Here is a 20511-nt window from a genome sequence, read left to right as displayed (position 1 = left end):
AAACATATATTCTAGAAATCCTTTTAGGATTTCATCCTTAATTGTACATTGTATATTGTTAATTGTACATTTAGTATTATCTTCTCATCATGTTTGTTGCTTGTTGACGTGATTTTCTTATTTGACTATGATCTATTGGTATTAAATCTTTTTTAGTTGTGAGATTTAGCAGGTTCATAATTTGAACTTCCTGTGAATTTTCTTTTTTACTTTCTCTATCACCCGTAACTCCCATAACTATAACTTTATTTCCTTGTTTTACAGGGATAAATTCAGGTTTTTTAAACCATCTATTCTTTTTGTACCAGCACTTAACAACTTTCTTACCAACTTCAGGCTTGATAACCATTTCAACCATTAATCTATTGAAGATAATGTAACTCTTCTCAATAAGTTTTGCAGATAAAACAGTTCCAGATATGCTTGTGAGTCTATCACCGTATTTTTCCATGTAAGCATTTTGAAAATAGTTACCAAATTTACCGCTTATTTTTTCTTTAAGACCCATAATAATTACTCCTTTACATAAAAATATCGCCAATAACGCTATTATTTTTAAAATACTTTATTATTATACCATATGTTGATTAGAATTAGATAGTTTTTTAAATATATTCTATATGTAAAAGTAAATTTAGATTATAATAGATAATATGAAATTGTAAGAAATAAGGCATATGAAAATAAATAACAGTCCGGCAAATAGACTTGCTATTTACTTGATTGTGCCTAATATGAGGTGGCTACGTAAATGAAAAATCAAATATTACATGTAGATATGGATGCTTTTTTTGCTTCTGTTGAGCAAAGAGACAATCCAGAACTTAAAGGTAAACCAGTTATCGTTGGTGGTGTAAGTGAAAGAGGGGTTGTATCTACGTGCTCTTATGAAGCGAGGAAGTTTGGAGTACATTCAGCTATGCCAATGTTTATGGCTAGAGAAAAATGTCCAAATGGAATTTTTGTATCAGGGAGATATGGCAGATATTCTAAGGTTTCTCAAGAAATATTTAAGATATTAAATGAAGTAACACCATTAGTGGAACCAGTATCTATTGATGAAGGCTTCTTAGATTTATCAGAAGGAAAGATCAAGGATGGAATGGAAGCTGCAAGATATATAAAAAATAGAGTTTTTAAGGAAATTGGATTAACTATATCTGTTGGAATATCCTATAATAAGTTTTTGGCAAAGCTCGCTTCAGATTGGAATAAACCAAATGGAATTAAGGAAATAAGTAAAGAAATGATTCCAGATATACTTTTTCCTCTTCCAATATCTCAAATTCATGGTCTAGGAAAAGTATCAGCAGCTAAATTAAATAACATGGGCATTTATTATATAAAGGATTTATATAATATGCCTAAAGAATTTTACATCGAATATTTCGGAAAAAATGGAATGGATATATATGATAGAATTAGAGGAATTGATAATAGAAAAGTTGAAATTGTGCGTGAAAGAAAATCTGTTGGAAAAGAAACGACACTAAAATTTGACACGAAAAATAAAGAAGAGCTCATTGAATACATAAAGGAATTTTCTTTTGAGATAGAGGAAATTTTAAATAGAAAAAATATTCTTGGAAAGACTGTAACTTTGAAGTTTAAGACTAAGAATTTTGAAAATCATACAAGAAGTAAAACTCTAAATAATTATATTGGAAATCAAAAAGAAATTTTTAAAGTTGCAGAAGAATTATTAGAAAGTGAAGAACTAAATGAAGAAGTAAGATTAATAGGAGTCAGCATATCCTCATTTAAAGAGCAAGAAATGGAGCAGATAAGCCTTTTCTAGTGTCAAGTTGATGTATATAAATCTGCATTTACTGCTTGTCATGAACTTGTTTTAGGAGCATGCAGAAATGGATGCATGCTCCAATTTAGAAACTTACAGCGAAAATTTCATAAGGCACATGGAAATAAATAACCTTGCAAGCGGACTTGTTATTTATTTGATAGTGCCTAAGTCCTGTGGAATAAAAATGTATGTTATTTCGGCAAGTTAGCACCACATAAGAGTCTAGGCTAAAGTGCGTATTCAACTATAGCTCTTAAAACACCATGTTCTATATTGCTTGCAGCTATATATTTTCCATGTTTTTTCATATCTTCAGGAGAATTCTCCATTACAAAGCTATATTCTGCTTGTTCAAGCATTTCTATATCATTATAGTAATCTCCGAAAGCCATAGTTTCCTCTCTGGATATATCGTCAGCTTCCATTAAATTTTTTAACGCAAGCCCTTTATTTACACCGTTATTTGAGATATCAATCCAGATATCTCCAGAACCTACTACATTTAATTTATCGTCAAATTTAGGTTTAAAGATGTTATTCAAATTTTCAAAAGAATTATTTAAATTGCAAATAGTAACTTTAATTATATCATCAGTAACATTTGCTAAGTTATCTACACGTTCTATGTTTGTATAATATTTTTTTATTTCGGCTAAATGTTCTTCAGAACAATCCTCTATGTAAGCACAATTTGCTGCACATAAGACAACAGCATTTCCTTCGATAGCTTTTGCAGAATTAAGTACTTCTGTAACAAGATTTTTATCGATAGCACTTTCATATATTATTTTATTATTATCCACAACTAAAGCTCCATTTTCACATATGAAAGATAAATGTCTTCCAACAGGTCCAAAGTTTGTTTGTAATGTGTAATAAGGTCTTCCACTGGCAATAACTAATTTTATATTTTTAGCGTTTAAGCGATTTAGTATTTCGGTAAAGCCTTCTGGTAAATGACCATTTTCATCTAATAATGTTCCATCCATATCTGTTGCAATTAATCTAATCATAAGAACTCCTTTCAATACTTTAATTTTAAAATATATCATTTTTAATAATACCATATATACATAATCAAATCAAAAACTTGATTTATCACAAACTGTAAACTGTTAACTGATAAAAGCTCTTGGTTTAAATTAAAAATAAAATATGGTACTATAAGAAATGGATAGGAATAATTTATAGTGGTAATTGTATTATATAAAACTATATATAAAAAAATAAAACGAGGTGATTTGATGAAATATGCATTAGATGTACATACTCACACAATAGCTAGTGGGCATGCTTACTCCACTTTAATGGAAAATGCTAAAGCAGCATCAGAAAAAGGAATTAAGGTACTTGGAACTACAGAACATGGAATTACAATGCCACATTCTCCACATATTTGGTATTTTAATAATTACAAAGTTTTACCTAGAGAAATGTATGGCGTTATTATGCTATATGGTACAGAAGCTAATATAATCGATTATGATGGGAATTTAGATATGGATGATCTTACACTAGGTAAGCTAGACATTGTAATTGGAAGCATACATGACGAGGTCTATAAGGTCGGGAGTATTGAAGAAAATACAAGAGCCTTTATAAATGTTATAAAGAGTGGAAAGGTAGATATAATAGGACATTTAGGAAATCCAGAAGTTCCAGTTGATTTTGAAAAGATAATAAAATGTGCCATTGAAAATCATGTTTTAATTGAAATTAATAATAGTTCATTTACAACATCTAGAATAGGAAGCTTAAGCAATTGTACCAAGATAGCATCATTATGCAAAAAACATAATGCTGAGCTAATAATAAATAGTGATGCACACTTTTGCACAAAGATAGGAGAATTTTCAGAAGCAGTAAATATGTTAGAATCTATAGAATTCCCAGAAGAACTCATAATAAATAAGGATCCAAATGAATTGTTACTTAGATTAAAGAAAAAAGGAAAGTTAAAAGATCTAGATATAAAATAGATAGTTTAAACTTATTCATAACTTTTAACTCATAATGGATTAAAGATTTTTCTACATTAACTTATTAAAAAATATCCTTTGCAAGTTTACATGTGGATATCTAGATATTGAAATATGTTGAAAAATGAATCGATAATTATCAAGGAATGAAAATTATCGATTCATTTTTTAATATTTAATTGTAAACTTCTTCTCATTTTCTATTAAATCAATTCTGCTTAGGTCAAGATCTTCAATTCTAGAAAAATTGTTACCAGCTTTTATGGCGGAAATAAATGAAAGAACATTTTTTTCTAAACCTTGTATTTCAATTTCTACAGCTCCATCCATAAGGTTCTTACACCAGCCAGTTAAATTTAGCTTATAAGCTGTAAGCTCTGCAAAATAGCGAAAACCAACGCCTTGTACTCGTCCTTTAGCAATTATTAAATATCTAAGCATATGTATTCCTCCAAATATAAATAGAGTTTTATTTAGTAAATGCGATTACAGCAATTATTATTTTTAATTATAGCATAATATAAGGAAAACATAATAAAATAATAAAAGTATTTGAAATTTTCAGAAAATTTAGTATACTATTCATAGTGAGTTATAATCATGAAATAAATCACAAGATATGGAGGCATTGAGATGATTGAGAGAAGTGTAGTATTAATTAAGCCAGACGGGGTAGAAAGGAATATAATAGGCAATATTTTAAGCTGTTATGAAGATAATGGATTAAAAATAGTGGAATTAAAATTAATGAAAGCTACAAAAGAAATTGCTGAAAGGCATTATTCTCAACACAAAGGAAAAGATTTTTATGAAGAGCTTATAACATTCATTACTAGAGGTCCTTTATGTGCGATGATACTAAAAGGAGAAGATGCAGTAGCTAAGATCCGTAAGATCAATGGAGCAACAAGTCCAAGTGATGCGGAAGAAGGAACTATAAGACATAGATATGCTAGAAGCAAAACAGAAAATTGCGTTCATGCCTCTGATAATATTGAAAGCGCTAATGAAGAAATGAAGCTTTGGTTTTCAGAAGTAAAAAATATAGATGAACTATTAAATTATTAAACATATTTAAAATTATAAATTACTATAAGTTAACTTATAGTAATTTATAATTTCTGAACATAATTAAGGCACATGAAAATAAATAACAGGGCCAAAGCTGACATGGATATTTTTCATTAGGCAAGGAGGCAAAATCCCTTCATAGCGGGCCTATTATGAATTTTGCTGACGAAGGATTATGTAAAATAGGCTGGCAGATGGGCTTGTTATTTTTTTGATTGTGCCTAAAGAAAGTTAATGCTTAAAAATTACTATCATTAGTAGTTTTTTTGATCTGCCCGCAAAACTCAAATACAGGTATTGATATATAAACTATGTTATAATATTAATAAGGGAATAACTTGTTAGAGGTGGGAGTTGATGAAATTAAAAAAAGCTAGTATTATAAGTGGAATAACTCTAATTTGCCTTCTTATAGCTGTAGGCATAATACTTTACAATTTTATTGGACCAGGTGCAAAGGATATTAAGGCTTCTAAAGAATTTATGGCCAAGTTGTACTTGATAAATGCAGTAAGTACTGAACAAAATTTAAATTCTATAAAATATAAAAGAAATAGAATAGTAAATAACCAAGATGAATTAATTTATAGGAGTATAGTTACTAAAAATTTTGGGATTGATTTAGATAAAAATAATAATGTAATAGGCTTTGCAAAAAAAGAAATACCAATTAATGAAACTAAAATTAACATACAAGATGCAAAGAATTTAGCAGAAGAATACTTAAAGAACATTTATGATGATAATATAGTATTAAAGTCAATCAAGAATGATGACGATTCGAAAAGTTTACCATATTATTCGTTTATATATACAAAAGAGAAAAATGGATATCCATTTTATTTTGATGAAATAAAAGTGAATATTGACAAGGAAACTGGTTTTTTAGATGGATATTCTAACTCCACAATGCAGAGGGAATGTAAAGAACCTGTAATAAACATTTCTGATACAGAAGCGAAGAAGATAGCTATAGATGCCTTCGATAATTATAATAAAGAAGGTGCTGCTAGGGCGGAAACCAATTTAGTTTATGCAGATAATAAGATGGACAAGGGCGCAAGTCCGGTATATGAAGTTTGCTATATAATAACTGTAGATGGTAAAAATGATAAAGATGACAATGTGAGTTGGAAAGTATTTGTGAGTTCTGAAAATGGAAATGTATTAAATATATTAAAAGACGGAGCAGAGAAAAAAGTAATAGCAAATTAGGCACAATGGGAGATTTGGATATGTTATTTATTTTCATGTGCTTTAAAGATAAAAAGATGATAATCAAATGAATGATTATCATCTTTTTTATAGGTTATCTTCTATCTTTATTAAAATTGTGCCTAATTTCTTGTTGGAATTGGAGGTGCACCATTAGCATTGGTACTGCCAGGTCCAGCAGAATTATGAGTATTGTTGTTGCTATTTGCAATACTATCATTACCATTACTATTATTAATATCATTACCATTGCTATTGCCATTTTTGCCTTGCAATGGAGAGGTGTCCTTAGCATTAGGAGGCACAAGTGCATTATTATTAGTTTCAGATTGAACTTTCTTATCATCATCTGTTGTAATATCTTTAGCATCAGGTGGTGGAAGCTGGCTATTTAATATACTCGAATTAGGAGTAGCATGTATTTGACAAGTAGTTGTCGGCTCAGTTCCATCAATGAATAATTCACTATAAACCCTATTACCTCTAATATCTTGGCTGCAGAATAGGGTAGGGAGGTCTCCAGAATCCTTACAAACATCAACACTTTTTATACCATCAGGTTTATCTATATCTTTTATAGGTAAATTCTCATGGGCTTTAGCCATTAATTTTCCCCATACAACAGCGCAGCCGCTTGAGCTGCCAAGAAGTTTAGTAGGTTTATCATATCCAATCCAAACGGAAGCAGATAAATAAGGGGAAAGTCCAGCAAACCATAAATCTGTTGAATTAGAAGTAGTACCAGTTTTACCAGCAACAGGCATATCGCTAAATCTTGCACCAGTAGCATTATATTCATTTACTGGTCCTTTTAACATGTCATATAAAATATATGCTGCCTGAGGTGAAAAGACTTTAGTTTCTTTAGGTTTAGTATTATCAAGTATTGTTTTACCAGAAGAATCAACAACTTTAGTATATAATATAGGTTTTGTATATGTTCCGTTATTACCAAAGGAACCATAAGCAGCTGCTAAAATAGAAGTATTGCCTCCATCCCTATCGTTAGGATTGTTATTAAACTGGCCTAAGGCAAGAGCTGCAATTGATGTTTTTGATGCAGAATTGTATTTTAAGCCTAATTTTTCCCCATATTCAATACCTGTTTTTAACCCGACTTTATCTTCAGTGAGTACTGCAGCTGTATTTTTTGAATGAGTAAGAGCGTCTCTTGAAGTCATTAGCCCATCATATTCATTAGGAGAATTTAATGGATTATAAGGTTCACCACTTGTACCATACTTTTTCCCGATTGCTTCAGGGATTGGAGCATCATTTACAGTTGTAGCTGCAGTTATAATTTTTTTATCAATACCAGGGCCATAAACAGTTAATGGTTTTGTTGAAGAACCAATTGGACGTAAATCATCATATGCTCTATTAAGTGATTGAGGCTGCTGTTTACCTCTGCCACCAACCATTGCAAGAACATGACCAGTTCTATAGTCCATTATAGTTGCCGATGCTTGAAGTAAAGGGACACCATCCTTATCGTAGGTTTCCTTATTGCTAATTCCTAAATTTTTATAATCATTTAAAGTTGACTGAGTAAAATCTTGAAGATTTCTATCCATTGTTGTATATATCTTAAGACCGCCATTAACTATTAATTTTGATACTTCGTCGTCTGAATAATTATATTTTTCCTTTAAGTCCTCTTTAACTTGATCCACAGCAGGATATACAAACCATTCATAATTTAAGCGATAATCTTTTTTGCTCGACTTAAATACTAAGCCTCCATTTTTTACATCATTAACAGCTTTAGAATACTCCGAATTATCTATATATCCAAGTTTATTCATCTGTTCTAAAACAGTTAGAGTTCTATTAATATATGGTGTAGGATCTTTCATATTACTTTCTGTATAAGCCATGTAATAAGTTGGAGCTTGTGTAACACCTGCGATATAGGCACATTCAATTAATGATAAATCAGAAGCACTTTTACCAAAGTAGTATAAAGCTGCAGCCTCAACTCCATACTCATGACCACCTAAAGGAATCGTATTTAAATAAGCTGTTAATATTTGATCTTTAGTCAAATTATCTTCTAGATTGATTGCTAAATAAGCTTCTCTTATTTTTCTTTCAAGGGTAACGTCATTGGTTAAAATTGTATTTTTTAATAATTGCTGCGTTATTGTAGAAGCGCCGTGTAACCCTTTTTGTCCAGTTATCATTCTTTTTACATCTAGATAGGCGGAACTTGCAATTCTTTGAATATCTATTCCATTGTGTTTATAGAATCTCTCATCCTCAATAGACACAAAGGCATTTTTTAAATTAGCAGGAATTTTACTTGAATCTATAACATAACGTTCTTCATCTGTTTGAATATTGTCCATAAAGTCTCCATTACTATCATATATGCTTGAAGGTTGATTTAATGATAATACAGCTTCAACATTTAGTGGTGGAGTAGTCTTTATAACAGCAAATGCATAACCTGCACCTACTATCATAATTGCTAGGAAACAAAATAGTAAACCAAATAATATGCCCTTAAATAATGTTTTAGTTTTCTTTGGCTTTTTTGATTTTTTATGATTAGTGGGCTTTTCAGATCTTTTGCTTTTTGGAGTACTATTCGTCCTTTTTGCTTTATCGTTAATTGCCATTTTATCCTCCTAAAAAAATATAAGGTTAATTATTTAATAATATTTCATACCATTATAGCATAATTATAGTATTATTAAATATAGAACTCAATATAAAGGTGTTAATGATGCAATATTATACCAAACGTAAGGGTCATAAGTATATATCATTTATAGTGGTAATTATTTTCATAATTGTCGTTTTTAATGTAACAATAGTATTTTTTGACGAAAGAGTTATGCCTTCAGTAATTGAAATAGCCACAATGATGGCGAAGTCTCAAACCTTGAATATAATAAATGAAAAAAGTGTTGAGATTCTGTCACAGGATTTTAAATATGATGAAATGGTGAAAATACAAAAAAATAGTGAAGGAAATATAATTTTAGTTCAAGCTGATACTGTGAAATTAAATTATATCGCAGCAAAACTAGCCACTGAATGCAATACCGCACTAAGTAATATGGAAAATTCTCCTGTAAAAGTTCCATTAGGCTGGATGAGCGGTAAGAGTGCATTTTTTAGTCTAGGACCGAAAATAACCGTAGAAATAGAACCTATTGGAAATATAAGTACGAGTTATGAATCAAAATTTGAAAGTGCTGGAATAAATCAAACTAGACATAAGATATATTTAAATGTTATGGCTAAAATAAGATTAAAGTTACCACTTAGGAATCAGGATGTTGATGTAACAACACAAATTCCAGTATCAGATACAATAATCGTCGGAAAGATCCCAAATACAACCCTAGGCTTGCCAGATAATACAGTTAAAAATTAAAAGCTATGAGTCCGGGGGAAAAGGTCTTTAAGCTTTAAAAAAACAAAAAATGTTTTTAAAATCCCCCTAAAAAGGAAAAGTGAGAATCCAAAAGTGATGCTCAAAGTCTTGCATTTGATCAGCAGAACTTTCTCTACGAGCATCTTTTATTTGGATTCTCAAACTTTCTTTTTGAATTTCATCATTTAACTCTTAAGTTATAATTCATAACGTATGGCTTGATTAACTTTCCCAATTAAATACATAAGGTACATTTCTATAGAAATCACCGTAGTTTAATCCATATCCTACTACAAATACATCTTCTATTTCAAAACAGCAATAATCAGGCTTGATATCTATCTTTCTTCTTGATGGTTTATCAAGAAGAACACAAGTTTTTACAGAAGCTGGATTTAAGCTCTTTACGTGATTGTAAACAAAATCCATTGTAATTCCAGTATCAACAATATCGTCGACTATAAGAACATCCCATCCTTTAATATCATCAGAAATATCTTGAACTACTTTAACAGATCCAGAAGAAGTTTCACTATGACCATAACTAGAGGTAGTCATAAAGCCTATTTTAGTATTTAAATCTATGGCTCTAACTAAATCAGCAGCATATACAAAACTCCCACGAAGTAAAGATAGAACATAAAGGTTTTTACCTTTATAATCTTCAGTAATAATTTTACCCAATTCCTTTATTCTAGAATTGATTTGTTCTTCAGAAAAAAGAATGTTTCGTTTCTTATCTTCCATTTGTTTAAAAACTCCTTTTATATTTATTAAATTATTATAATTCGATTAACTTATTAGGCACATGAAAAATTTGGAGCATAGAATCAAGTCTAATATTTACAAAAATTCTTTGCATATGTAAAGTTAATCTAAAAAGTTTCACAAAAATATGTTCCTAATTATTATATTATACATTGTCAATTATCAATTGTATAAGTTATAATTAATGAATTAATAGTATAAAATTATATGAAAATTGTCAAGATAGGGACATAGAAGAAGTTGAGAGTTATGAGCTATGAGTTAAGGTAGAAAAGCTGTTGGATTTTCTTAAGATAGATAATGTTTTTAGAAATCCTAAAGGGATTTTGTTCTTAATTTACAACTTATCATTCATAGCTTGTCACTAATTAAAAGATGTCCCATGGCTTATGTGAGGTGTTTATTATGATATATGGAAATATTGAAGGTATTAGAAAATCAATATTGGATGAATTAGAGAGTATTTATTCCATTAGAAATTTAAAAGATGAAGTATGTAATATAGAAATCTTAAATATAATTTCAAAAATATCTAGCCTAATTGAAAGAGAAGTAAGTATAGGAATAAATAGAAAAGGTAATGTTACTTCAGTAGCTATTGGAGATTCTACATCAGTTGAAATTCCTCTAATAGATATTGAAGAAAAAAGGTTGGCAGGAGTCAGGGTGATTCATACTCATCCAAATGGATACTGCAATCTTTCAGCTTTGGATTTAACAGCTCTTTTAAAGTTAAAATTAGATGCAATTATATCAGTTGCTGTAATAGATGGAAATATAGTGGATTTTTCTTTAGGGATGCTTGCTTTATATAATAATAAATTGGAAACTGAAGAAAAAAGCAATCTTTCACTAGAAGAGATTTTATCTATAAATATATTGGATAGGATAAGATTTATAGAAAATTTAATTAAAACAAATGATGTTATAGAGGAAACAGAAGAAAAAGCAATTTTGGTAGGCTCTGATACTAAGGAAAGTTTAGAAGAATTGAGTGAACTTACAGAAGCTTGTAACATACCAGTATTAAAAACAGTGTTTCAAAGCAGAAATAAAGTTGATGCAGCATATTTTATAGGTAGAGGTAAAGTGTTAGAAATTGCATCTATGAGGCAGGTAGAAAGAGCTAATGTAATAATATTCGATGATGAACTTTCAGGCTCTCAAGTTAGGAATTTAGAGGCAGCAATAGGTGCTAAAGTAATTGATAGAACTACATTGATTTTAGAAATATTTGCAACAAGAGCTAAAACTAAAGAAGCAAAAATACAAGTTGAATTAGCTCAGTTAAAATATAGACTAGGAAGACTGCAGGGATTAGGTACTATACTATCTAGAACTGGTGGAGGAATAGGAACTAGAGGTCCTGGAGAAAAGAAACTTGAAACTGATAGACGTCATATAATGGAGACAATATATGATTTAAAGGATGAGCTTAAAAAAATAAAGAAAACCAGAGATGTCCAAAGAGAAAAAAGAAATAAGGAGAATATCCCTAAAGTATCTTTAGTTGGTTACACTAATGCAGGAAAATCTACCTTAAGAAATGCTCTTTGCGATTTAGCTGCGAAAAAAGAAAATAAAACGAAAGAAAAAGTATTTGAAGCAAATATGCTTTTTGCAACCCTAGATACTACAACAAGAGCAATAACCTTAAGTAAAAAAGGCGTAATAACTCTTACAGATACAGTTGGATTTGTAAGAAAGTTACCTCATGACTTAGTAGAAGCTTTTAAGTCTACATTAGAAGAAGTGATTTTTTCAGATCTTTTATGTCATGTAATAGATGCATCTTCAGATAGTGCGATAGATCAATATAGGGTTGTAAATGAAGTGCTAAGTGAGCTTGGTGCTATAAATAAGGAAACAATATTAGTATTAAATAAAATAGATATGGCAACAGAAGAACAAATAACAGCTCTAAAAGAAATAATAGAAAATCATGAAGTAATAGAGATTTCAGCTAAAGAAAAAATCAATTTAGAAGAACTTCTAAATCTAATAGAGGAGAAACTACCTTATAACTATAGAAAAGTAGAATACCTAATACCATATGAAAAGAGTGATGTTTCATCATATTTACATAGAAATGGAAGAGTATTAGAAGAAGAATATAAGGATAATGGAACCTACATGGTCGTTGAAGTGGATGATGAGGTTTATAACAAGACCGTAGAGCATGTTGTGAAAGAATAATAAGACATTTTAATTAATATATTATATATAAGTATTAATTAAGGAATGCATAGTCATGGGCAGAAGAAAATCCAAACGTGGTACTAAGAAAAGCAATTCAAAAAAAAACAATTTAAACAAGAATAGAGCAAATAGTAATGAAACTAGCTCTTTTCATGAACAAGAAAGTAAGCAAAAAACAAGTTTTGATGAAATTGCTGAAATTTTTTTAGGTAGTAATACAGAGCAAAAAGAAAGTAGTGCAAAATCAACTGGAAGTAAAGCTAAAGCAAGTACTGCTGAAAATAATACATCAGAGGCTTCTGGTAATAATGAAGATGCGTCTAAAGGTAATTATTCAGAGAGCGATAAAGCTTATGAAGAAATGAAAGCAAGACAGCAGGAGCTTTTGAATAATATCAAAAATTTAAGTGAAGCTATAGTAGCTATGACTTTAATTAGGGATAACATTGCATCGCTTAAAATTGAAGTATTAAGTAATATTTATTTTACTAGAGAAGTAAGGCCACTAATCGATGCTGTAAATCTTATTGCTTTTGCATCCTCTAATATGTCAATTGTTGCACAAAATCTTAATATTAATGCATCAGGAGATAGAAAAGAAGTTAAAGATGCCTTCAAATTATGCTATAAAATGAATGATGAAATAGGTGATATGCTGGGTGTCCTAACTAGAAGGATAAAATTGTATGTTGCACAGTTAAATAATATGGATAGAAACTGCCCTCCATTTAGTTTTGATGAAGATTCTCGAGATTAATTATTTTGAGAATCTTTATTTAATTTATGAGAAAGATTTATAGATTAATAAAATGTTATTAAAGCAGGAATTCTTTAAATAAGTTCTTGTTTCAGTTATAATGATAATAAGTTTTACTAAGATGCCCTTGCGGTAATTTAAAATGATAGATAATTATTACCTTAGGCGAAAAAAGGTGGAGATAAGATGGCAAAATCCATATTAGATTATCAGAAAGCTTCTGAGAAATTAATTAATACATTAAAAGGCAACAAAAAAGTATTAGCTATATTTGCATTTGGAAGCATAATTAGTGGAGATCTTTGGGAAGAATCTGATATAGATCTATTTGTTGTGTATAAAGATGTGTTTGAAGAAGTGAGAGATATATATTCAGAAATACTAGGTGTACCAGTACATATGAAAGTATTAAATAAAGATAAATTTTTGGAGTCATATGAAAGCAATGGTAATAAAGGACTTATAAGAAACTTACTCCTATCTTCAAAGATAATTTTTTCTAGAGACGATGAAATTGAAAGCATTTTTAATAAGGCAAAATATAGTTTAGATAAATATAGAGAAACTTGGAATCTTGTGTATTTGGGTAATGCTATAAAAGATATAAGGGTGACTAAAAAGTATCTACAAAATGATAATACATTTACATCCTATGAGGTATTAATTAGAACATTAGACAGTTTTGCAAAATTGTATTTAAACCTAAATGGATATAGTGTAAGTAAAGATTCTGTGAAAATGGCTACAAATTTAAATAATAAATTTAATATAATAATTGAAAATTTATTTAATAATAAATGTACAAAAGAAAGTATACAGGAAACTGTAGATTATATAGAAAATTTTTTAGATGAAAACATAAATGAGGCGTCTAAATCTTTATTAGATTATTTATTTGAGAAAAATATGTTTTTAAGTTCATATGAAATAAAAAATAGTGATTTATTCAAAGAATTTAACATAAAAATTGAAGATATATTGAAGGAATTATACAAGCGAAAATTGGTAGCAAAAGAGACTAAGAAGTTGGAATTACCATGCAATGAAAAGCTAGTAAGTGAAAATGTATATTCATATAAGATTTATAATTAAGGCACATTGTTAGTATAAGGGGAAGTTTATGAATATTTATAAAGATTTTAAGTTCAAAGATGAAGAGGTACCTAAGTATATTCAAATAGCTAATTATATAAAGAATTTAATTGATAAAAGAAAAATTAAAGATGGAGATAAACTCCCAACCATAAGAGAATTATCAAAAACGTTAGGCGTAAATAATGTCACAATAGTAAGTGCTTATAATAAATTAAAGGCTGAGGGATATGCCTATCAAAAAGTAGGAAGCGGAAGCTTTGCTAAAAGAAAAGAAGTTGCTTCGAATTTAAGAAGAGAATATTCAAATACGTTAAAAAAATTATCTTTAGGGGATTTAAATGAGATAATTGATTTTACAGGTGAAACCACAAAGGAAGTACTGTTTCCAATAGATGATTTGAAATATATTATAAATGAAGTTCTAGAAAGAGATGGAGCGAACGCGCTTTTATCAGATAATAGAAATGGATATACGGATCTTATATATACCATAAATAGAGCTTTTTGGAATAACAAATTAAATATTGAAGACATAATAATTGTATCAGGTGCACAACAAGGAATTGATATTGCATCAAAAGGAATATTGAATATAAATGATAATATAATAGTTGAAAAGCCAACTTATGTTGGAGCGTTATCAGTATTTAAGTGGAGAAAAGTTAATTTATTTGAGGTACCAGTTGAAGAAGATGGAATAAACTTAAATAAATTTGAAAAAATACTTCAAAAGAACGAAATAAAATGTTTCTTTACAATGAGTTATTTTCAAAATCCTACAGGTATAAGTTACAGTTTGGAAAAGAAAAAGAGAATTTTAGATCTTGCAGAAATTTATGATTTTTACATAATAGAAGATGATTATTTATCTGAGCTTATATATGAAAAATCTTTAGAATATGTACCTTTTAAATGGCTCGATAAGAATGATAGAGTTATTTATATAAAAAGTTTTTCAAAAATATTTCTTCCTGGAATAAGGCTAGGGTATTTAGTGGCACCAACAATATTTAGAGAAACGCTTCAAAGTTCAAAACATAATACAGATATAACAACCTCAAGTTTAATGCAAAGGGCATTAGAATTATACATTTCAAGTGAAAAGTGGAAAACAAATATTAAAAATTTAAATGATGAATATATAGAACGATATAAACTTGTGAAATCTATATTGGAAAAAGATTTTAAAGATATATTAACATATGAAGATCCAAGAGGTGGATTAAATTTTTATGTAACACTAAAAGAAAATTTTATGATAAGCACAACAGAACTTTTCATGCGATTGAGAAAAAGAAAAGTATATATTACTCCTGGAGCAATCTTTTTTACATCACAAAGCGATGGACAAGATTCTTTTAGAATATCTTTCTATCAAACGGATAAAGAAAAAATAGAAAGCGGCATGAGAATGCTTAGAGAAGAAATAATTTCTGTAAAGAATGATTGATTATCAAAGTTATGGAATTAAATTGATAAACTCAAGTATAATTTAATATAGTAAGGCACAATCAAATAAATAACAAGTCTATTTGTCAGCCTATTTTCCATTAGAGGAAGCTCGACTTGCTACGATTGCTGAGTACTCACAGAGTAAGCGACCATCATCAAATCATAGATTTGAGATGTCTGCTTAACCGATTCACACCAAATCATAGATTTGGGTTCTCTGCTCATCGGCAAATTGACCTAATAGGCCCACTATGAGGTAAATTTACCTCCTTGCCTGATGCAAAATATTCAAGACAACCTTAGACCTGTTATTTATTTTCATGTGCCTAACTAAAATTGCAAAGGAGCTGGATAGAGATGTCTTACATTACAATAAGAGATTTTGGAGAAGATAGATTTGAAGAAAAAAAATCAGAATTTATTGGATATGCAAAAAGAGTAGAAAGTGAAGATGAAGCTAAGGCTTTTATAAATGAGATAAAGAATAAGCATAAGCAAGCGAGACATAATTGTTCAGCTTATATTATAGGGGAAAATATGAATATTCAAAGATACTCTGATGACGGGGAGCCTCAAGGAACAGCAGGAATACCGATTCTAGAAGTAATGAAAAAAAGCAGAGTGACAGATTGCGCTGTTGTTGTAACAAGATACTTTGGCGGGATACTTCTAGGTACAGGAGGACTAACTAGGGCGTATACAAAAGGGGCAAGCATAGCAATAAAAGCAGCAGGAATTGTTGAAAAGGTTGGAGGACTAAAATTAAGCTTTGAAATGGAGTATGACTTATTTGGAAAGGTACAGTATCTTTGCGGACAGAATTCATGGCATATAGAAGATACTGAATACAGTGATAAGGTAATTGTTCATATATTAGCAGAAAAAGCAATTGCAGAAAATATTGAAAATGAAGTTGTGGAAATAACAAATGGAAAAATAATAGTTCGAAAAAGTGAAGAAGGTATCTATTTTAAAGAGGGAAACAGACTATATTTAAGCATATAAATAAACAAAATTTTGAAGCTAGAGTTTAAGTGGTATCTTACCGAAATCATAAATATTGTTGTTTCGAAAAACTATGAAAATATCACTGAAGGTTCTAAGTTAAAGGTTGCATCTATTTTAGCATGCTCCCATTTTCAATGTGACAAGCTAAAATAGAACAACCTTTAACTAAGAACCTTTAACAGTTCATTTTCAAATGTTTTCTGCACAAAAATATTTATGATTTCTAGTGAAGATATCCGCTTAAAATTTAGCAAGCATGTAAAATAATATTTATATATATTGCAATAATTTTATATTTTAAGAAATCCTCTAAAGAAAAGTGCGAAAAAATTTTCAAAAATATATGTGATTTTTAAGATTAAAGCATATATCCTATATAGAAATTATATTTATGTAGGGGTGTGTTAAAAATGAGGGAAAGAAAATTTGTTAAATTAAGAGTTGATATGCATGAAGATACTAAATTTAAGATAATAGATAGAATGGAGCAGAGAGACCTTATTCATTATATTTGGATAAGGCTCATTGCTTTGGCTGGAAAGGTTAATTTAGGGGGCGAATTATTTTTATCTAGGAATATTCCCTATACACTAGAAACTTTGTCCATAGAATTTAATAGGGAAGTTTCACAGGTGGAGCTTGCCATAAAAACTTTTATAAAGTTAGAAATGGTTGAGCTTACTGAAGACAACATATACAGAGTTAAAAACTTTGCAAAACATCAAAATATTAAGATAGAGGAAAAAGTTAAAAGAGAAGATAAAATTGACTTAAACTCTAAAATTTCTGAGGATAAACCTTCAAACAATACAGCACAGAATGAAAAGCAATTAAAAGATAACTCTGAAGCAGCAGTAGATTTAAATGATAAGGTTATTCCATTAAATAATAGCAATGCAGAAGAAAGCACGAAGGCTAAGAATAATCTAAATATGATAAATAATATTGGAAATTCTAGTGGTAATAGTTTCATAAACCATGATGTTTCTAAGGAAGTTATAACCGATAAGGTTTTGAATATGAATAATGGGAATAAAATTAATTGTATTGATAAAACTGTTAATGATTCTAAGACCTGTATGAAAGGCATTCTTGCAGGAAAACAGGAGTTCAATGTTTCAAGAACTGGAGAAAAAAATATAAATAAGGGTAAGCGGAAAAACAATATAGCCACAAATGAGATTAATAGTGTCGAAGATGATAATGAAGAAGTGATAGAATTACAAAGTGGTGAAATAACGTGTGGTAAAGGGGAACAGATTATAAGTAGTTTTAGTTTTTGATTTATCGCGATGTAATTGTTAACTTATGAAAATTGTGGTATAATAGCTGTTGGATTTTTGTATTGAAAAATAATTAATTATATTGTAAATTTATATAAGTGCATGCTTAAAAACCATACTATATATTGTAATAGCGATTCTACAATAATGAATTTAAGAAATCCTATAAGAATTTTAATTGTGATTGCTAAATAGTATAATGTTAAGTGTTAATTGTAACTTGTAGGTTTATATTACGAATTATTTCTTAAAATAGAGTAAGGAGGAAAACACATGTCAGGACACTCAAAATGGCATAACATTCAAGCAAAAAAAGGCAAGACAGATGCAAAAAGAGGTAAGATTTTTACTAAGATAGGTAAAGAAATTGTGATGGCTGTTAAGAATGGTGGAGCTAATCAAGATACAAATGCAAAATTAAGAGATGTAGTTGCAAAAGCGAAGGCAGCAAACATGCCTAATGATACTATTTCAAAAGCAATAAAAAAAGCATCTGGTGAATTATCATCAGTTAATTATGAAAATATAGTTTATGAAGGTTATGGTCCTAACGGAGTAGCTGTAATAGTAGAAACTCTTACTGATAATAAAAATAGATCTGCTGGAAATGTAAGAAGTGCATTTACAAAAGGCGGCGGAAATATGGGAACAACAGGATGTGTATCTTTCATGTTCCAAGAAAAGGGAGAAATCGTCATTGAAAAAGTTGATAAAGATGAAGAAGAAATGATGATGATGGCTTTAGATGCAGGAGCAGAAGATTTTTCAGCTGATGAAGATGAAGTGTTTGTAGTAACAACTGCACCAGAAGATTTCGGACAGGTGAGAGAAGCATTAGAAGCACAAGGTGTTGAATTCTTAGAGGCTTCAGTTAAGATGATTCCTGATACATACACAGCAATAGATGAAGCAGATGCTAAGAAATTCCAAAAGATGTTAGACTTACTTGATGATGATGACGATGTTCAAGATGTTTATCATAATGCTGAATTCCCTGAAGGATGGGATGAATAATAGCTGAAACTATTGATACAACTTGGTTTTGGGAGTTTGAGAAAAATTGTAAAAACTAATATTGATTACGATGTACATTCAATTTTACATGATTTGATTGATGTATGTTGTATTTTAGAAACCATTTTCTATCTTAATTAGATGGGAGATGGTTTTTTTTTGTTGTCAAAAGATATTTTAGAGGGATTATAGGGAATTATGAAATGTTTTAGAGCATTCTTCAAATTTGCAGCAAATGAAGAAATAGTAGAAAATAATCCAATGCTAAATATATGTCGGTTAAGAGATACAAAAACACTAATTCATTCATTTACAGATAAAATAAGTATCTAATTGTATGTTAAAAAAAAGAGTGCTATACTTTTCATATAGGGTACTGAAGTACTTTGCTCGAAGATTTCTGGAATATATCTAAGTAATCTTCAGATCATTGACTGGATCAGTCTTGGCCGCTGTTTCAGCAAAAGGGATATGTAAAATTAACTATAGATGATGTGGCTAACTCATGCTGCAAAAGCAAATAAAAACGCTATTTACCGACGCTGGACTTTAAAAGGCAATCTTATTTTTGTTGCAATAGGCCGATAAGCACCATTCATAAACTTGAATATAGAATATATTTTTACAGTGAAAAAATTACAGAAAATTTCAAAATTCTCTTTGGAAAATTCTCATTACAAGGAATAAAATAGGCTGATGTATGTGAGAAAGTTAAAGTCTTCGTTAATTTAAGCTATAACTTTGACTGTGGAAGAGAAAATTTATTGAAGCAGCTCGGAGGTACAAAAGTGCAAAAGAAGATATTAGTTGTAGATGATGATAAAGATATAGTAAAACTTATAACAAAGAGTTTAAGCTATGAGGGATTTGAAATTATTTCGGCATATTCTGGGAAAGAAGCCTTATATGTATTGAAAGAAAATAACATTGATTTTATCATTCTTGATATAATGATGCCTGATATGGATGGCCTTGATGTCTGTAGAAGCATCAGAAAATCGTATAATACTCCAATTCTGTTTTTAAGCGCCCGGGATAAGGATATTGATAAAATCGTTGGGCTCGAAATAGGGGCAGATGATTACATGACAAAGCCCTTTAGTATTCAGGAGCTTAATTCCAGGATAAGGGCCAACTTCAGGAAAGTTGACAGGATGTTTAAAGAATGGAATGAACTTAGTCCTAATAGAGAAAGGAATGATTCTCCTCTCATTTTGAATGATAAGACCTTTGAAGCATTTCTAAATAACAAAAAGCTTAACTTATCAACAAAGGAATTTCAAATATTGTCAATGCTCATGCATAACCCCAATAATGTATTGACTCGTGAGCGGATATATGAATATGTCTGGGGAGATGAATACGGGGAATTAAATACTGTAACGGTTCATATAAAAAATATCCGTAAGAAATTTGGCCCTGAATATGACTTTATTAAAACAATTTGGGGAATTGGATATAAGTACAAGGAAAGAGAGTGATAG

Annotated in this window: 20 protein-coding genes; 15 read left to right on the top strand and 5 right to left on the bottom strand. The window is 29.7% G+C overall.

All coding sequences use genetic code 11. From position 1 onward, the window contains the following. Positions 1-76: 76 nt before the first annotated feature. Positions 77-508 carry a hypothetical protein gene (locus tag CDLVIII_RS24100; RefSeq protein WP_009172098.1) on the bottom strand — a complete coding sequence of 144 codons (432 nt, stop codon included), beginning with the start codon at positions 506-508 and terminating at the stop codon, positions 77-79. A 243-nt stretch (positions 509-751) separates the two neighbouring features. Here CDLVIII_RS24100 and CDLVIII_RS24095 point away from each other — a divergent pair, with 243 nt between their 5' ends. Next, the gene (locus tag CDLVIII_RS24095; RefSeq protein WP_009172097.1) at positions 752-1798 is read left to right on the top strand and encodes a DNA polymerase IV; all 1047 of its coding nucleotides are present in this window, start codon (positions 752-754) and stop codon (positions 1796-1798) included. 67 nt (positions 1799-1865) lie between these two features. After that, positions 1866-2009, top strand: a complete 144-nt coding sequence (locus CDLVIII_RS31620; protein ID WP_186005525.1) for a hypothetical protein — start codon at positions 1866-1868, stop codon at positions 2007-2009. 19 nt (positions 2010-2028) lie between these two features. Here CDLVIII_RS31620 and CDLVIII_RS24090 read toward each other — a convergent pair whose 3' ends face one another. After that, entirely contained in the window at positions 2029-2814 is a 786-nt protein-coding gene (locus CDLVIII_RS24090) for a Cof-type HAD-IIB family hydrolase (RefSeq protein WP_009172096.1), read from the bottom strand. Between the two features lie 231 nt (positions 2815-3045). On the opposite strand from CDLVIII_RS24090, the gene CDLVIII_RS24085 reads away from it, so the two are divergent. Beyond that, entirely contained in the window at positions 3046-3780 is a 735-nt protein-coding gene (locus CDLVIII_RS24085; RefSeq protein WP_035301914.1) for a phosphatase, read from the top strand. Between the two features lie 168 nt (positions 3781-3948). On the opposite strand, the gene CDLVIII_RS24080 is transcribed toward CDLVIII_RS24085, so the two are convergent. Further along, positions 3949-4221 (bottom strand): acylphosphatase, encoded by a 273-nt coding sequence (locus CDLVIII_RS24080; RefSeq protein WP_009172094.1) that lies wholly within the window; start codon positions 4219-4221, stop codon positions 3949-3951. A gap of 192 nt (positions 4222-4413) precedes the next feature. Here CDLVIII_RS24080 and ndk point away from each other — a divergent pair, with 192 nt between their 5' ends. Together ndk and CDLVIII_RS24070 are read left to right on the top strand one after the other, a co-directional pair. After that, positions 4414-4848 (top strand): nucleoside-diphosphate kinase, encoded by a 435-nt coding sequence (ndk, locus tag CDLVIII_RS24075; RefSeq protein WP_009172093.1) that lies wholly within the window; start codon positions 4414-4416, stop codon positions 4846-4848. A 360-nt stretch (positions 4849-5208) separates the two neighbouring features. Next, entirely contained in the window at positions 5209-6066 is an 858-nt protein-coding gene (locus CDLVIII_RS24070; protein ID WP_009172092.1) for a YcdB/YcdC domain-containing protein, read from the top strand. A gap of 122 nt (positions 6067-6188) precedes the next feature. Here the strand turns inward: CDLVIII_RS24070 and CDLVIII_RS24065 are convergent, their stop codons facing one another. Next, complete coding sequence (locus CDLVIII_RS24065) at positions 6189-8687, bottom strand: PBP1A family penicillin-binding protein (RefSeq protein WP_009172091.1); 2499 nt, start codon at positions 8685-8687, stop codon at positions 6189-6191. A gap of 107 nt (positions 8688-8794) precedes the next feature. Here CDLVIII_RS24065 and yunB point away from each other — a divergent pair, with 107 nt between their 5' ends. Further along, on the top strand, positions 8795-9451 hold the full coding sequence (gene yunB, locus CDLVIII_RS24060) for a sporulation protein YunB (protein WP_035301912.1): 657 nt from the start codon (positions 8795-8797) through the stop codon (positions 9449-9451). 222 nt (positions 9452-9673) lie between these two features. Here the strand turns inward: yunB and hpt are convergent, their stop codons facing one another. Next, a complete protein-coding gene (hpt, locus tag CDLVIII_RS24055) occupies positions 9674-10198 on the bottom strand; it encodes a hypoxanthine phosphoribosyltransferase (protein ID WP_009172089.1) in 525 nt (174 codons plus the stop codon). A gap of 426 nt (positions 10199-10624) precedes the next feature. On the opposite strand from hpt, the gene hflX reads away from it, so the two are divergent. From hflX to CDLVIII_RS24015, 9 genes are all read left to right on the top strand, one after another. Continuing rightward, positions 10625-12415 (top strand): GTPase HflX, encoded by a 1791-nt coding sequence (gene hflX / locus CDLVIII_RS24050; protein WP_009172088.1) that lies wholly within the window; start codon positions 10625-10627, stop codon positions 12413-12415. Positions 12416-12470: 55 nt separating this feature from the next. Further along, on the top strand, positions 12471-13175 hold the full coding sequence (locus CDLVIII_RS24045) for a hypothetical protein (protein WP_009172087.1): 705 nt from the start codon (positions 12471-12473) through the stop codon (positions 13173-13175). 186 nt (positions 13176-13361) lie between these two features. Next, on the top strand, positions 13362-14267 hold the full coding sequence (locus tag CDLVIII_RS24040; RefSeq protein ID WP_009172086.1) for a nucleotidyltransferase domain-containing protein: 906 nt from the start codon (positions 13362-13364) through the stop codon (positions 14265-14267). Between the two features lie 28 nt (positions 14268-14295). Further along, entirely contained in the window at positions 14296-15720 is a 1425-nt protein-coding gene (locus CDLVIII_RS24035; protein ID WP_009172085.1) for a PLP-dependent aminotransferase family protein, read from the top strand. Positions 15721-16079: 359 nt separating this feature from the next. Continuing rightward, a complete protein-coding gene (locus CDLVIII_RS24030) occupies positions 16080-16727 on the top strand; it encodes a YigZ family protein (RefSeq protein ID WP_009172084.1) in 648 nt (215 codons plus the stop codon). A 413-nt stretch (positions 16728-17140) separates the two neighbouring features. Further along, a complete protein-coding gene (locus tag CDLVIII_RS24025) occupies positions 17141-18013 on the top strand; it encodes a phage replisome organizer N-terminal domain-containing protein (RefSeq protein ID WP_009172083.1) in 873 nt (290 codons plus the stop codon). Positions 18014-18286: 273 nt separating this feature from the next. Beyond that, positions 18287-19027: a YebC/PmpR family DNA-binding transcriptional regulator gene (locus tag CDLVIII_RS24020; protein WP_009172082.1), complete on the top strand. Its 741-nt coding sequence runs from the start codon at positions 18287-18289 to the stop codon at positions 19025-19027. Positions 19028-19225: 198 nt separating this feature from the next. Then, positions 19226-19360 (top strand): hypothetical protein, encoded by a 135-nt coding sequence (locus tag CDLVIII_RS32685; RefSeq protein WP_009172081.1) that lies wholly within the window; start codon positions 19226-19228, stop codon positions 19358-19360. 455 nt (positions 19361-19815) lie between these two features. Next, a complete protein-coding gene (locus tag CDLVIII_RS24015; RefSeq protein ID WP_009172080.1) occupies positions 19816-20508 on the top strand; it encodes a response regulator transcription factor in 693 nt (230 codons plus the stop codon). Positions 20509-20511: the final 3 nt, after the last annotated feature.

Origin of the sequence: Clostridium sp. DL-VIII (genome assembly GCF_000230835.1) — a bacterium.
Classification (GTDB): domain Bacteria; phylum Bacillota; class Clostridia; order Clostridiales; family Clostridiaceae; genus Clostridium.
This window is presented reverse-complemented; position numbering and strand designations above follow the sequence as displayed.

Coding starts and splice junctions, on each gene's coding strand:
- CDLVIII_RS24100 (WP_009172098.1), bottom strand. CDS start 508: ATGGGTCTTAAAGAAAAAATAAGCGGTAAATTTGGTAACTATTTTCAA.
- CDLVIII_RS24095 (WP_009172097.1), top strand. CDS start 752: ATGAAAAATCAAATATTACATGTAGATATGGATGCTTTTTTTGCTTCT.
- CDLVIII_RS31620 (WP_186005525.1), top strand. CDS start 1,866: ATGGATGCATGCTCCAATTTAGAAACTTACAGCGAAAATTTCATAAGG.
- CDLVIII_RS24090 (WP_009172096.1), bottom strand. CDS start 2,814: ATGATTAGATTAATTGCAACAGATATGGATGGAACATTATTAGATGAA.
- CDLVIII_RS24085 (WP_035301914.1), top strand. CDS start 3,046: ATGAAATATGCATTAGATGTACATACTCACACAATAGCTAGTGGGCAT.
- CDLVIII_RS24080 (WP_009172094.1), bottom strand. CDS start 4,221: ATGCTTAGATATTTAATAATTGCTAAAGGACGAGTACAAGGCGTTGGT.
- ndk (WP_009172093.1), top strand. CDS start 4,414: ATGATTGAGAGAAGTGTAGTATTAATTAAGCCAGACGGGGTAGAAAGG.
- CDLVIII_RS24070 (WP_009172092.1), top strand. CDS start 5,209: ATGAAATTAAAAAAAGCTAGTATTATAAGTGGAATAACTCTAATTTGC.
- CDLVIII_RS24065 (WP_009172091.1), bottom strand. CDS start 8,687: ATGGCAATTAACGATAAAGCAAAAAGGACGAATAGTACTCCAAAAAGC.
- yunB (WP_035301912.1), top strand. CDS start 8,795: ATGCAATATTATACCAAACGTAAGGGTCATAAGTATATATCATTTATA.
- hpt (WP_009172089.1), bottom strand. CDS start 10,198: ATGGAAGATAAGAAACGAAACATTCTTTTTTCTGAAGAACAAATCAAT.
- hflX (WP_009172088.1), top strand. CDS start 10,625: ATGATATATGGAAATATTGAAGGTATTAGAAAATCAATATTGGATGAA.
- CDLVIII_RS24045 (WP_009172087.1), top strand. CDS start 12,471: ATGGGCAGAAGAAAATCCAAACGTGGTACTAAGAAAAGCAATTCAAAA.
- CDLVIII_RS24040 (WP_009172086.1), top strand. CDS start 13,362: ATGGCAAAATCCATATTAGATTATCAGAAAGCTTCTGAGAAATTAATT.
- CDLVIII_RS24035 (WP_009172085.1), top strand. CDS start 14,296: ATGAATATTTATAAAGATTTTAAGTTCAAAGATGAAGAGGTACCTAAG.
- CDLVIII_RS24030 (WP_009172084.1), top strand. CDS start 16,080: ATGTCTTACATTACAATAAGAGATTTTGGAGAAGATAGATTTGAAGAA.
- CDLVIII_RS24025 (WP_009172083.1), top strand. CDS start 17,141: ATGAGGGAAAGAAAATTTGTTAAATTAAGAGTTGATATGCATGAAGAT.
- CDLVIII_RS24020 (WP_009172082.1), top strand. CDS start 18,287: ATGTCAGGACACTCAAAATGGCATAACATTCAAGCAAAAAAAGGCAAG.
- CDLVIII_RS32685 (WP_009172081.1), top strand. CDS start 19,226: ATGAAATGTTTTAGAGCATTCTTCAAATTTGCAGCAAATGAAGAAATA.